The organism is Nocardia sp. NPDC004123 (assembly GCF_053603795.1).
Genome location: NZ_JBSGGG010000028.1, coordinates 1 through 12,211 on the forward strand (window position 1 = coordinate 1; position 12,211 = coordinate 12,211).

Annotated in this window: 13 protein-coding genes; 5 read left to right on the top strand and 8 right to left on the bottom strand. The window is 66.7% G+C overall.

The annotated features are described in order from the left end of the window. Window positions 1-443 precede the first annotated feature (443 nt). Complete coding sequence (locus ACWEQQ_RS34280; RefSeq protein ID WP_452351207.1) at window positions 444-1,256, top strand: carbon-nitrogen hydrolase family protein; 813 nt, start codon at window positions 444-446, stop codon at window positions 1,254-1,256. A 313-nt stretch (window positions 1,257-1,569) separates the two neighbouring features. Next, window positions 1,570-2,361: an SDR family oxidoreductase gene (locus tag ACWEQQ_RS34285; RefSeq protein ID WP_452351129.1), complete on the top strand. Its 792-nt coding sequence runs from the start codon at window positions 1,570-1,572 to the stop codon at window positions 2,359-2,361. A gap of 296 nt (window positions 2,362-2,657) precedes the next feature. Here ACWEQQ_RS34285 and ACWEQQ_RS34290 read toward each other — a convergent pair whose 3' ends face one another. After that, complete coding sequence (locus tag ACWEQQ_RS34290; protein ID WP_452351130.1) at window positions 2,658-3,617, bottom strand: MerR family transcriptional regulator; 960 nt, start codon at window positions 3,615-3,617, stop codon at window positions 2,658-2,660. Window positions 3,618-3,754: 137 nt separating this feature from the next. Here ACWEQQ_RS34290 and acpM point away from each other — a divergent pair, with 137 nt between their 5' ends. Together acpM and ACWEQQ_RS34300 are read left to right on the top strand one after the other, a co-directional pair. After that, entirely contained in the window at window positions 3,755-4,060 is a 306-nt protein-coding gene (gene acpM, locus ACWEQQ_RS34295) for a meromycolate extension acyl carrier protein AcpM (RefSeq protein WP_452340230.1), read from the top strand. A gap of 43 nt (window positions 4,061-4,103) precedes the next feature. Continuing rightward, a complete protein-coding gene (locus ACWEQQ_RS34300; protein WP_452340229.1) occupies window positions 4,104-4,547 on the top strand; it encodes an SRPBCC family protein in 444 nt (147 codons plus the stop codon). 499 nt (window positions 4,548-5,046) lie between these two features. Here ACWEQQ_RS34300 and ACWEQQ_RS34305 read toward each other — a convergent pair whose 3' ends face one another. From ACWEQQ_RS34305 to ACWEQQ_RS34315, 3 genes are read right to left on the bottom strand one after another with little or no spacing between them, the layout of a single operon-like run. After that, window positions 5,047-5,451 (bottom strand): VOC family protein, encoded by a 405-nt coding sequence (locus ACWEQQ_RS34305; RefSeq protein ID WP_452351131.1) that lies wholly within the window; start codon window positions 5,449-5,451, stop codon window positions 5,047-5,049. A gap of 13 nt (window positions 5,452-5,464) precedes the next feature. Next, window positions 5,465-6,958, bottom strand: coding sequence for a UbiD family decarboxylase (locus tag ACWEQQ_RS34310; protein WP_452351132.1), 1,494 nt, complete (start codon window positions 6,956-6,958; stop codon window positions 5,465-5,467). Between the two features lie 17 nt (window positions 6,959-6,975). Continuing rightward, window positions 6,976-7,551 carry a UbiX family flavin prenyltransferase gene (locus ACWEQQ_RS34315; RefSeq protein WP_452340226.1) on the bottom strand — a complete coding sequence of 192 codons (576 nt, stop codon included), beginning with the start codon at window positions 7,549-7,551 and terminating at the stop codon, window positions 6,976-6,978. 562 nt (window positions 7,552-8,113) lie between these two features. On the opposite strand from ACWEQQ_RS34315, the gene ACWEQQ_RS34320 reads away from it, so the two are divergent. Beyond that, on the top strand, window positions 8,114-8,599 hold the full coding sequence (locus ACWEQQ_RS34320) for a carboxymuconolactone decarboxylase family protein (protein ID WP_379385545.1): 486 nt from the start codon (window positions 8,114-8,116) through the stop codon (window positions 8,597-8,599). A gap of 3 nt (window positions 8,600-8,602) precedes the next feature. On the opposite strand, the gene ACWEQQ_RS34325 is transcribed toward ACWEQQ_RS34320, so the two are convergent. From ACWEQQ_RS34325 to ACWEQQ_RS34340, 4 genes are read right to left on the bottom strand one after another with little or no spacing between them, the layout of a single operon-like run. Further along, window positions 8,603-9,151: a hypothetical protein gene (locus ACWEQQ_RS34325; protein WP_379395265.1), complete on the bottom strand. Its 549-nt coding sequence runs from the start codon at window positions 9,149-9,151 to the stop codon at window positions 8,603-8,605. Next, the gene (locus ACWEQQ_RS34330) at window positions 9,148-10,269 is read right to left on the bottom strand and encodes a hypothetical protein (RefSeq protein ID WP_452340225.1); all 1,122 of its coding nucleotides are present in this window, start codon (window positions 10,267-10,269) and stop codon (window positions 9,148-9,150) included. The genes ACWEQQ_RS34325 and ACWEQQ_RS34330 overlap by 4 nt, the downstream gene beginning before the upstream one ends. A 29-nt stretch (window positions 10,270-10,298) precedes the next feature. Beyond that, a complete protein-coding gene (locus ACWEQQ_RS34335; RefSeq protein ID WP_452340224.1) occupies window positions 10,299-10,706 on the bottom strand; it encodes a FixH family protein in 408 nt (135 codons plus the stop codon). Further along, complete coding sequence (locus tag ACWEQQ_RS34340; protein WP_452351133.1) at window positions 10,703-12,139, bottom strand: hypothetical protein; 1,437 nt, start codon at window positions 12,137-12,139, stop codon at window positions 10,703-10,705. Before ACWEQQ_RS34340 ends, ACWEQQ_RS34335 begins: the two co-directional genes overlap by 4 nt. Window positions 12,140-12,211: the final 72 nt, after the last annotated feature.

Below are 12,211 nucleotides of genomic sequence, written 5' to 3' on the forward strand. Positions count from 1 at the left end.
CGGCTCGTACAGCTGCGGACATCGTGGGTCGAACGATAGTCGCTGGGCCGACTGGATCAGTGTGTGGAAGAACTGATCCTGCTCGGTAGCTACCACTGCTGAACTCCTCTGCTCGGTCATGTTTCACGCTGGTTGGCGCGCGGCCGGGCTTCCTTTTTCCTCCGCCGTGTTCTCGACGGCCTGGCGAACAGGGATGGCTGTCGACGGACCTATACCCGGAAAGGCGAGGCTCTGCGACTGCGCATCCCGCCGCGCAGACCGTCGCGCCTGGAATTCGCTGAAAGTGCCAACACTGCAAATCATTTTGGAGAGGTCAGGCTCCCTCGGCTGTGCACGATGAGCCGGGTGCGGACGTGACGCACCGCGCAGGCCGAGGATGGCTCAGGGAGTATAGGCGTTGGTGAGGGTGGCGACGTCGTCCAGGGGCGTCGAGAGTGTCGCGGATGGTCATTTGGCGGAGGCTGGAGGGGCCGGCACACCCGATCGAGGAAGACGTCGACCGCGTAGGTCACTGCATTCACATTGCGCGGCGTAATCTGCAGCGCATGAGAGTCGCAGCGGCACAGCTCACTTGCGCACCCACCGATGTCCGGGCCAATATCGGACAAATGGTCAGGCTTGCCGAACAGGCAGGCGCAGACTCCGCCGAGCTGATCGTGTTTCCGGAACTAGCGGTGACCGGATACGAACTGGCCGCCACTGCAGCCGATGAGAGCCTGTGGCTCCGCGCCGATGACCCTCGCCTGGATCCGCTGCGCACCAGCGGGATAGCGACCGTTGTGAACTGCGCTGCCCCCGACCTCGGCGGTCACCGTCCCGTGATCGCCACTTACGTCTACAGCGCCGCCGGCGATCTGCTCACCACCTATCACAAACAGCATTTGTTTGAGGAAGAGCAGCAGTTCTTCACCTCCGCGGACAAGGACGGCCGCTTCGAACTCCAGGGTTTACGTTTCTCCCTTGCCACTTGCTTCGACAACCATTTCCCCGACTTGGTCGGCCGAATCGCCGACGATGGTTGTGACGTTCATCTGGCCAGCGCCCTGTACGGCACCGGTCGCGGCATCGCCGAACGTGCGTCGATATATCCAGGCATCGCAGACCGTGCGAACGTTTACGTCGCCCTTGCCAACCACGTGGGACCTGCGGGCCCGGTCACCGGGTGCGGCCGCGCCGCTCTGTGGGACACCTCCGGAACCCTGCTGGCAGAGGCCGACGACCACACACCGATGTTCGTCGTCGCCGATATCGGCTAGCAATGGCGACACGTAGTAACCGGAGTGCGAAACCATCCCCCTGCAAACGGCATTCGTGGCTGACCATTAGTGGACCCCTCGGCGATCCCGACAGAGGCCGAGACGCGGCTGTGCGTACCCCGCGAATAATCCATGACCGGCAAGAGGTCGGGCAATTACGCTGCCGGCCATAGAGATCCCCGGCGCACTGCGCGCAGGCGTCTCGGTTTCTCTGGATGCGCACCGTGGCGACGCCTACATAGGGTGTTGGGGTTGTTCGGGCATCGGCGAGGTGTGAGTGCGCGGTGCCGGTCGGGTGATGAGAAGGGGCGCGATGACATCGCAGGCAGGGACCGCCGGACGTACTTATGTGGTTACCGGTTCGGCATCGGGAATCGGCGCGGCGACTGCTGCGCTGCTCCGTGAACGCGGTGCCAGGGTCATCGGATGCGATCTCGAAAACGCTGAGGTCCACGCTGATCTGTCCACGCCGCGAGGTCGTCGCTCACTCGTCGACCAGGTGGGTGAGGTTGGGCCGATCGATGCGGTGCTGGCGATTGCGGGCGGCGGCCGGACCGGCATGCTGGAAACGAATTACTTCGGCACTGTCGCAACGTTGGAGGGCCTTCGTCCGTTGCTGGCGCACAGTCCCGCGCCCCGCGCGGTGGCGGTGTCGTCGACATCGTCGCTGGCACCTGCGGACGAACGCATCATGCAGGCATGCCTCGACGGCGATGAGGCTGCTGCCGTCGCGTATCTGGCCAACGATCCGGCTGCCGGTGGCGCGACCGCTGGTTACGGGACTGCCAAGCGCGCCTTGAACCGCTGGGTGCGCAATGTCGCTCCGACCGCCGAGTGGGCCGGAGCCGGCATAGCGCTCAATGCAGTTGCCTCGGGTGTCGTCGACACTCCGGCAGCCGCGTGGATCTTCGCTGATGACAACGTGCGCAAGGCTGTCGAAACCGCTGCGCCACAACCCTTCGGCGGGTTCCCGGGCCGTCCGGAATGGGTTGCGGAACTCATCTGCTGGCTCGCCGGTGAGGCCAACCGTTTCGTAACCGGTCAGGTCATCTTCGCCGACGGTGGTTCCGAAGCAGCGGCGCTCGGCGACCACCACTGGCGGTAGTCCCGACCTGCCGACCTGGTCCGCATGGCAACAGCTGGACAACCTCCACTCGGCATTCCCGCGCACTGCCAGCGGTCGGTCAGCCGCCCGAGATGACGCCCGCCCGTTGACCTTCCGTAGCCACACCCGGAACCCCGGGGCACCCAAGACCCTACGACCGCCCCGAGGACCCCGGCAATCAGCATAGGGATCTTCCGAGGGCCCGCGTCGGCCGGTTCGAACGGCGCGTCAGCGATATGAGAGTGGGCAGCCAGGTATGACGCATGGCGTCGGTGATGTTGATCGGCGTGGTGAATTCATGGGAGCGAACGCTGGCCGGGTGGCTGTGCATCGGCGAGGTCGGTGGAGTGGGCCAGCGCGTTGTACAGCCAGTCGTGGGCTCGTCCGATAGTGACACGGGGTCCGAAGAACCGTTCTGTCAGAGTCCAGTAACGGTGAATCCGGTGGTCGGAATCGGTTGCGTCGATCAGCAATTGCTCGCGGAAGCGCGGGGAATCACGTTCCCCTCGTGCCTCGGCATGGGCGTTGACGAATCGGTCGAGTTCGGTGCCGGCGCGCGGCCGAACACCTTCCGCTACGAGTGGCACCACGTCCACTATTACGTTGCCCATGGTGATGTACAACGCTCGAGGGTCACGGATCAGCTCCGGTCGATTTCGCCAGTATTGCTGTCGCACGGCACTTTTCATGCCGGGGTCGGCTACGAGAGCGGCCAGCTCGGCATACGCGACAACCTCGTCGACGGACGGATCAGCAGGCGGCTCAGGGACATTCCAGCACACCCACATATCGCTGTCGCACCGCGGTATCGGTGTGAGAATGCGCCGCCAGAACCGTACGAGGCAATCGTGCACCGCGCCACCGTCCTGCGCGGCGGCCAGCAACGCGAGTCGCTCGGCCCGGTGTGCCGGGGCAACCGCCTCCATGGCGCGCAGTGACGCCCGCCGCCACGCCAGCGACCTGAGTTCGATATCGAGCCGTGCACTTTCGGCAGCGATGGCCTCCGCCATCGACCGCTCTTCTCGCAGCACGCCGGTGATCGAGTCCAACCCGAGACCGAGCGCGCGCAACCGCCGCACCAGCAGCAGTCGTTCGGTGGCGCTGTCGGCGTCGAAAATCCGATGCCCGCCCGCGCTGCGCTGGGATTCCAGAATGCCTTCGTCGCAATAGAACCGGATCGTCCGCACCGGAAGGCCGGTGCCGCGCGCCAACTCCCCGATGCTCACCGGCACACCGGATTGTGTGTCGTCCGTCACAACCTGTTGAACCTCCACCCCACTGGAGCTTTTAGCGTACTGGGCACTCCCGTCCGACCCCGACAGCGGAAACCGAAGCGGTCGTGGAGGACGAGTGGAGTACTACGCATATGTCGTCACACCGAGGAGGGTGTTTCGTGGCTACCACGCAAGAAGAAATCGTCGCCGGCATCGCGGAGATCGTCGAGGAGGTGACGGGTATCGACGCCGCGGAGGTGGTGATCGAGAAATCCTTCGTCGACGATCTGGACATCGACTCGTTGTCACTGGTGGAGATCGCTGTGCAACTGGAGGACAGGTACAGCGTGAAGGTTCCCGACGAGGACCTTGCGAGTCTGCGAACCGTCGGCGACGCGGTCGCCTACGTCCAGAAGATGGAGGCGGAGAAGCCGCAGCTCGCCGCGGAAATGGAAGCGAAATACAAGGAAGGCCAGGCGAATTGAGCAGCCTGGCGGCAGTATCGCCCCTCGTCGCGGTGGTGAGCCGGTGATCGCTGATCCACAGCTGAATCCCGCCGCAGTCGAGCTCGGCAGCTTCTTCCGACAGCCACCGGACGCTGTGTGGCGCGCGTTGACGGAGCCGGATCTGCTGGAGCGGTGGCTGCTTCGACCGACCGGGTTCGCCGCCTCGGCCGGCACCCACTTCCGATTCACCATCCCGGACTCATCGCCCAACGAGATCATCTGCGAGGTGCTGGCGGCTCGGCCGTGTGAGCAGTTGACCTACAGCTGGATATATCGGCAGGCCGAGTACCCCGCTCGCTGGATTGTCGACTGGACACTGCGGCCGCAGGGTCGTGGCACACGACTTCTGCTGACGCAGACAGGTTTCGACATCGAAGACCGCCGGCAGAAGATGGCACGCAACGCCACGGAGCGCAGCTGGAAGCGACTCGTCCTGCCGCGGCTCGGCGAGGTGATCCACCACTGAAACGGCGCCCCTGGGAGTCGGGGCTGCACGCCGGCGCGACGGCACACTACTGTGCCGGTTCTATTCACATTTCGAAAGGTTCAAAACCATGTATTTCATCTCGATGGCGTTAGGGATGTTCGGCCCTCTGCTCGTACCCACAGGAAGCTCGAACTGTTGGATGGACAGCACTGCCCCCGCCTGCTGGCCTCACTAGATTGATTCTCACGACCGGGGTAGGCGGAATTGCCGCCCACCCCGGTCGCCGACTTGCGCGCCGGGGAGCGCACAACGCGTGTGCGTTGTGCGCGGCTCGTCCGGCGGGGTCGCTCGAGCCCTGACCGGTAACCGTCCGGGATACGCCGGACGTCATGCTGCGCAACCGAATTCGGGACGCGGTCGACGATAGCCATACGATCTTCTGCCCGTCGGTCTTCCGAGGTCCCGCGCCGGCCGGACCGGTCAGCGCGGGTAGCGGCGTCAGAGCGTGTCGACCCGAGGCGGCGCGGTGGGACGGGCGCTAGGCGGTTGAGCGGCGTGAGAGATCCACCGCTGCGAGTTTCTCGTCCGACCACTGCACATACTCGAACAGTGTCCCGTCCGGGTTGTGCACCATCATGTTTCGCCCGGTCGGGATGTCGGCCGGCGGGGAGACGATGGTGGCGCCCTGGGCGTGCAGGTTCGCTTGGAATTCCTCCAGCGAGTCCACCGATATGACGATGTCCTGCTTCGGCGCGGCCGCGAGTGCGTCGGCGGGGCCGCCGATCAATACCAGCGGACCGATGGTCGCGATATCGAGATTGCCCTCCTCGAACCGGAAGTGCAGGTCGCACCGGATCCCGAATGCCTGCTCGTAATAGTCGACCGTCGCCGAGAAGCGATCGCTCTCGACGCGGACGGGGGTGAATGTCTTGACGATGCGCATCGTGGTGTCTTCCTTACTTCGCCTCGGAAAACCCGTACGCCGTCCACTGCTCGAGGACACGCTGCTGGATCTCGACGGGCCAGCCGTTTTCGAAGCTGCCCTTTACCGGTCGCTTCCCGGCGGGATAGAGGTCGGCGAGCAGGCAGTTGTAGATAACCTTCCCGGCGCTGAAGCTGTGCTGCTCCTCCGCGGACAGGTAGATGCCCAGGGGATCGGTGAGTTTGCGTTCGAAATGGAATTCACCGCGGTTCACATCGGGATGCGAGCGTGTCGCGAACGCCCACACCACCTGATCGAGATCGGTGATGTCGATATCGTCCTCGACCAGCAGGATCTTGGGCGCGTGCACCGCCGCGGGGCCACCGAGCACGACCTCCGCGACCTTGTCGACCAGTTCGTGAGAGGGCAGTCCCGAGGTCTCGTGCCAGTCCGCACGGACCGCCAGGGTCAGCCAGTGCACGGCGGCCTCGAAGTTGTACCAGGCCGAGGAGATCGGCAGCCCGGCCTCGCGCAGCAGGTGCAGGATTTCGGCCGCGGCGGCCGTGCCGGTGATGGTGTCGTCCTCCTCGACCGGAGGCCCTGCCGCTACCACCGGGAGAATCGCGTTGTCCTGGTAGGTGATCGCGGTGACCTGGAAGCGTGCCTTCAGCGAGCTCACCGTCGCGTTGTAGCCGGGGTACTCGTTGAACGGGCCCTCCTCGACGTCATCGTCGAGCAGGATGTGGCCCTCGACCACGATTTCCGCGGTGGCCGGAACCATCAGATCGACCGTTTCGGCCGGTACCACCTCGATACCCTCACCGAAAAGCCCACCCAGATAATGGCTTTCGTCCACGCCCTGGGGTAGCGGCATACCGCTCACGACCACCAGGCCCGGTTCGACCCCGAGCGCCACCGCGATCGGCATCGGAGTGCCTGCCTCGGTCCACATCGCCCGGATGATGCCGATCTGCTGCGACTGCGGCAGCAAACAGGCCAGAGTCGACTTGTCGTGCACCATCATTCGATTGACGGACCAGTTCGTCCAGGAGCCGTCGGGCGTCTTGACGATATTGGCGCCGAAGGTCTGGAGATAGCGGCCGCCGTCATTGCCGTGGATCAATGGGGTCGGAAAGGCGAACAGGTCGATATCGTCGCCGAGCATGATGTTCTGTTTGCACGGCGCGGAGACCGACCCGACCACCGTCGGCGGAATGCCCGGCTTGGTGCGGGCGTCGGCGAGGACGTCGACGATCTGCTGGCCGGTGGCGTCGGCGGGCAGCCCCACGGACAGTGCGAGCCGGGCCAGTTGGTGCTGCGGGGCGCTGAGTGCCGCGGGAGCGCCGAAGAGCCGGAAGCCGGTATCGGTGTAGCCGGTGAGATTCGTGAAAAGTGGTGCCGGAGCACGCAAGTCGTAGCAGCGACGGATGATCGCGCCGACTTCGAGATTCCAGTCGACCTCCTTGTCGATGGTGTGGATCTCGCCGATCTTCTCCAGTTCGGCGATGAATTCACGCAGACTTGTCAAGTGGGTCAAGGTATTTCCTATTCTCCCCAGCGGGGTAGATCGGGCATGTCGATGCCGAGCAGGTCCAGCGCACGACCCGCGGTGTGGTCGACGATGTCCTGCACGCTCTGCGGTCGCAGATAGAACGCGGGAACCGGCGGCATCACGATGGCCCCGGATTCGGTCGCGGCGGCCATCGCTCGCAGATGCCCGAGAGTCAGTGGCGTCTCGCGGACCATCAGCACCAGGCGCCGCCGCTCCTTCACCGTCACATCGGCGGCTCGAGTGAGCAGATTGTCGCCATTGGCGTAAGCGATCGCCGAGAGGGTGCGGATCGAGCACGGCGCCACGATCATCCCCACGGTCCGGAAAGAACCGGATGCGATCGCCGCACCGATATCGGCGGGCCGGTAGGACACATCAGCCATTTCCGCGAGATCCCGCGCGCTCAGTTCCGTTTCGTAAGCGCGCGTCTGCTGACCAGCGGGCGTAACGACCAGATGCGTCTCAACACCGGCCTTCCGGGCAAACTCCAGCACCCGCAGGCCGTAGCCGATGCCCGTGGCGCCGCTTATTCCCACGACCAGCCGCCGTGGCGATTCGTCGCCGTTCATGGCACTTCCCTAACTCGCAGTTGTCACACGCGGACGTCGTCCTCGGGCCTACCTGCACGAGGGTTCCAGCCGGCGCTGGCAGTCCGCTGGCAGGCGATTGCCTGTGGAGGCATCGGGTGTTCTTGCGGCCGAGGCGTATTCGGAAGCGCGTGCGTCCGAGAGCTGGAGGCGATCAGTCGTGGGGGGAGGTCCAGTCTGTCGAGAGCCAAGGCATCAGCTGGGCTTCGCGCCGGAGTTGGCCGGCGACCTCTGGCCGGTGCGGTCTCCTCTCGACCCACGCTCCGTCGACCGACGCGGCAAAGCAATCCCATCCATCGGAAAACCCCCCGCAGCCCACGGTACGACACGGGCGAACACTCAACCGGCGCCCGCGGGATCCAAACGCGCACTACCACAGCGAAATTGGCGGGAGGCCGCTGCTCGCCTGCGCAGAGTGCCGCGATTGGGCCGGTTGTCTGCCGCGGCGGGGACATGTGGCCTGTGTCATAGCCGGGCGGTGTCACAAATCCGGGGTGGCCGGCACCTCATGGTCGTCCCACTGACGATGAAGGAGATGGACGCTATGAGTGCTCGGCTCGATATGTTCGCGAATGAGGTCGGTGCGAAGTTCGCCAAGCGGTTTGCGAATGCCAGTCTGGTGATCACGCAGTCGGAGGTGCCGAAAACGACCCAGGAGCTGGTGAGTTTGCGGGCCAGCCAGATCAATGGGTGTGGCTTTTGTACCGATGCGCACACCAAGGAGCTGGCGGCCGCGGGAGAGCCGCCGGTTCGGATCAATCTGGTGGCGACCTGGCGGGAGGCGTCGGTGTTCAGCGAGGCGGAACAGGCGGCGCTGGCCTTCGCCGAGGAGGGCACCAGGCTGGCGGATGCCCACCTCGGAGTCTCCGACGAGACCTGGGCGCAGGTTCGGAAACACTACGACGACAACCAGACCGCGGCCCTGGTGGCGTTGGTGGCCATGATCAATGCCGCCAACCGGCTCGGTGTCATCCTGCATCAGCAGGGTGGGTCCTACGAGCCCGGCATGTTCGCCGGGGCCACCGACTGACCGTCAGACGGGCTGCGGGGCCGTGACCGGGCGTCGGCTGCGGCGCCAGGCGTAGGCGAGGAAGGCGATCAGGCCGATCAGCGGAATCGTGCTGACGGCCCAGCTCACACCCAGTGGGGGACCGGGCTGCTGGAGAACCGGGAGGTTCGCCAGATCGCCTTCACCGCGGCCCTGGGGGCCGTCGATGACGAAGTGGAAGGTCCACGCGCCCTGCTCATCCAGGGAGCGCACGTCCAGGCCCCAGACGTCGCGCTTGCGCGGATGCCGCGACAGCGGTTCGGCGCGGCGCACCTTCCCGTTGGGCTGGTACTCGGTGAGCGTGCCGGTCTTGTCCTCGATGCCCCCGTCGGGGATGAAGGTGAAGTCCAGCGATTGCATTGCGCGCAAAGGCCATTCGCTGAATCCCACGGTCAGCGAGTAGGGCCCGGCCTGCACATGCTCGGTGTGCACGATATTGACGGGCTGATACGCCGACGCCGTCGCGGCGGTGCCCGCGGTCAGCCCGAGAATCGCGAGAATCGTTGCGGCGGTGGCGAGTAGACGGTTGATCATGCGCTGACCTTCTCGGACGGGGCGGACAGCCGCAGCATGTCGCCGAAGCGCCAGCCCAGGTAGCCGCCGAGCGCACCCAGCAGCGCGGCCGCGACGGTGGTGGCGATGATGACGGAGGCGTGCGAGAGGCGGGCGTCGTAGATGATCACCTGCTGCACGGGATTGAACCCGCCGATGATCGCCCCGCCGAGCCCACCGGCCAGCGCGGGCAGCAGGCGCGCCGGGCTGTCGGTGCGCCGCAGCAGCAGATCGATCACGAGGCCCACCGGGATCAGGCAGAACGGAATGAGCGCCGGAGTCGCCGGAATGCCCCGGATGTGTTCGCGCATGGGCAATCCCACGAAATCGGCGTAGGCGCGGGCCGCCCACGGTGCGAACCACCAGAACACGCCCTGGATCGCCGAGGAGAAGACGGCGGTGACGGTCGCGCCCCACCGCTGGAATCCCGCACCCACGACCATCAGCAGAATCACCATGAACGCGGTGACCGCGACCGTCCACCGCACAGTCCCGGTGCTCAGCCGCTGCACCGCCAGCGCGGTGACGGTGCTCGAGGTCGCCAGGTGCGCCAGCGCGAACAGCGCGCCGATCCGCCCCCACCGATGGGCCCGCGCCGCCCCGAACACGATCACCGTGCCCACCGAGATCACCGTGCTGGACAGGAACAGCCCGATGTGCGGCGGCGAGTCGATGATCGCGTCGAATCCGTAGAGGCTGTGCCACCACAGATCCCACAGTCCGTACAGCAGGAACGACGCCGCGCCCAGCGCCGCCACCATGTACCCCAGCGGCGCGGTGAACGTCCGCCCGAACACGCTGATGCCGGGCCCGCCCAGCTCACCGTCCACCCGCCGCCCCGCCCGGCCCGCCGCCGAGGTGACGAGAATGACCGTGAGACCGGTGAATCCGGCGATCGCCGCACTGGCATAGATGAACAGGTGCGGCAGCGTGAAGAAGGTGTCGGGCCCGACATCGGAGTGCCACTGGATGTCCCAGGTCGATCCGACGGCGAAGGTCATGCTGGCCGCGAACAGGATGGCCGCGGGCAGCCAGGGGCGGATGGTGATCGGCGCGGTCGCCTCGGCGGTGAGCCCGCGCCCGTTGGCGGTGAGGTCCATGGTCTGCTCCTGATCCTCTTTCGTTCGATTCAGTTGGCCTGGACGGAGAAGGTGGCGCTGCCGGATCCCGGTGCGCCGGACAGTTTCACGGCGATCTCCCACTGCCCCGGCATGGGCAGCGTCACGGTCGCCCGGTAGTGCCCGGGCGTGACGACCGCGGCGGTGCTCGGCGGGAGCGCGTGGCCCATCTGTGGCATGGCGGGCTCCACCGAGACGCGATCCGGGGTGGCGGCGGTGCCGTGCTGGTCGGTGATGTCGAGGTCGACGGTGTTGTCGCCGGTGTGCGGCGATCCGCCGGAGACACGCAGCTGCACCTGGTAGGGCCCGGCGGCACTGCGCGGCACCGGTTTCGCGCTGCCGGACGGCCACAGCCACCAGGTCAGCAGCGCGGCCACCAGCACGACGATCGCCGCGATCAGTGCTGTGCGCCTGGTCATTGCGGCACCCCCGCTCGGACGTCGACCGTGGTCGGAATGGTCATGACGGAATAGCCGCGCTCGGCCTGCGCCCACACCAGGTATCGGCCGGGCAGCGGAAAAGTGAAGGTGAACGCCACATTCGGGCCGTAGGCGGCGACGGTCTCGTCCGGCGGCTGGGCGCCGACGGCGGGCGTCGGGGCCATGGCGTGGGCGTGCGCCCAGATCGGCGCCGTCGCCGCGGACGTCCCGGCGGGCACGCCGTCCGGCAGCGGGCCGACCGCGATGAGATGGCCGATCATCCCCAGCCAGGGCTGTAGATCCGCGGCACCGCCGTAGGCCGCGGTGAGGGTGACAGGTTCGCCCGCGATCGGCTCGGTGGTCGTCAGAGTCGTCCCGCTCGGTGCGGGATCGGTCGCGCCGGAACCGGATCGACCGCCGACGTGCAGCGCGGACCGCAGCAACTGCACACCCCCGCCGCGCCGGGCGATCTCCGCCGCGACCGCGTAATCGCCGGACTCCCCGAGCCCCAGGCTGACCCGGTACTCCCCGGGCGCGGTGCGGATCGGATGCCGATGCCAGAACGTCCCGGCCGGCCCGACCACCATGAGGTGCAGCAGCGCGTCATCGGTGACCAGCAGATCGTCCACGGGCCGCCCCGTCGCCGAATCGGTCAGCGACAGCTCGACTTCCGTCGGTTGCCCGGCCGGCGCACGCTGCGCACCCACGGTCAGATTCACCGGCGGCCGTGAATAATTCGTGGTCAGCGGCAGATCGCGTTCGGGGAACGGATTGCCGATATTGCCGGACGTGGGATCGAGCAGGCTGCCCGCCGGCCGCGGCTGCGGCGCACTCGAGGACAGCACCGCCCCCGTGGTCCCGACGGTCAGCGCGGCGATGAGCGCGCCCACCGGAATCAGTGTCGGCCAGCCTCTTTTCGAGAGGAGGGCGGTACCCAGCGCGACCAGTAGCAGCACACCCGCCGCGAAGAAGCCACCGTAAGCGGCCCGCTCCCACGGCGTCACCACGCGGGCGGCGACGAGGAACGGAATCCGGGCGGTCCGTTCGCCGTCCGAGACCGACAGCTCCCACGGCCCGGCGTGATCCACCCGCAGTGTCGTGGCATACAGCCCCGGCCGATCCGCGAGTTCGACCGTGCCCGAGGAGGTCTCGCCACCCTGATCGACCGGCGCGGCGCTGACCGTCAGCGCCCCGGCCGCCGACCCGGCATGGCTCACCACCTCGACGCGCAGCGGTCCCGGCTCGGCCCGCCGGATCACCACCGTGAGCTCGCGCGCCCCCAGCGATTGCGCCACCGTCAGATCACCCCCGCTCGCCGCGCCATCGGCCCGGGCGTCGGGCGCGGACGCGAAATCCCACCCCAGCAGGAACGCGCAGAGCACGCCCACCACCAGGCATGCGCCGCGCAGGCGAACGATCAACGGCGGCTGCACTGTTCCGAAGCTACCGAAAAACCACCGTCCGGAAATCCCACCCGCGGGGGATGTGTCCTCAGGGTGCGGTCA

Bases quoted from the DNA above. Each gene is read 5' to 3' on its own strand.
- ACWEQQ_RS34280 (WP_452351207.1), top strand. From the start codon at position 444: ATGGTCATTTGGCGGAGGCTGGAGGGGCCGGCACACCCGATCGAGGAA.
- ACWEQQ_RS34285 (WP_452351129.1), top strand. From the start codon at position 1,570: ATGACATCGCAGGCAGGGACCGCCGGACGTACTTATGTGGTTACCGGT.
- ACWEQQ_RS34305 (WP_452351131.1), bottom strand. From the start codon at position 5,451: ATGCGCATCGTCAAGACATTCACCCCCGTCCGCGTCGAGAGCGATCGC.
- ACWEQQ_RS34315 (WP_452340226.1), bottom strand. From the start codon at position 7,551: ATGAACGGCGACGAATCGCCACGGCGGCTGGTCGTGGGAATAAGCGGC.
- ACWEQQ_RS34320 (WP_379385545.1), top strand. From the start codon at position 8,114: ATGAGTGCTCGGCTCGATATGTTCGCGAATGAGGTCGGTGCGAAGTTC.
- ACWEQQ_RS34325 (WP_379395265.1), bottom strand. From the start codon at position 9,151: ATGATCAACCGTCTACTCGCCACCGCCGCAACGATTCTCGCGATTCTC.
- ACWEQQ_RS34330 (WP_452340225.1), bottom strand. From the start codon at position 10,269: ATGGACCTCACCGCCAACGGGCGCGGGCTCACCGCCGAGGCGACCGCG.
- ACWEQQ_RS34335 (WP_452340224.1), bottom strand. From the start codon at position 10,706: ATGACCAGGCGCACAGCACTGATCGCGGCGATCGTCGTGCTGGTGGCC.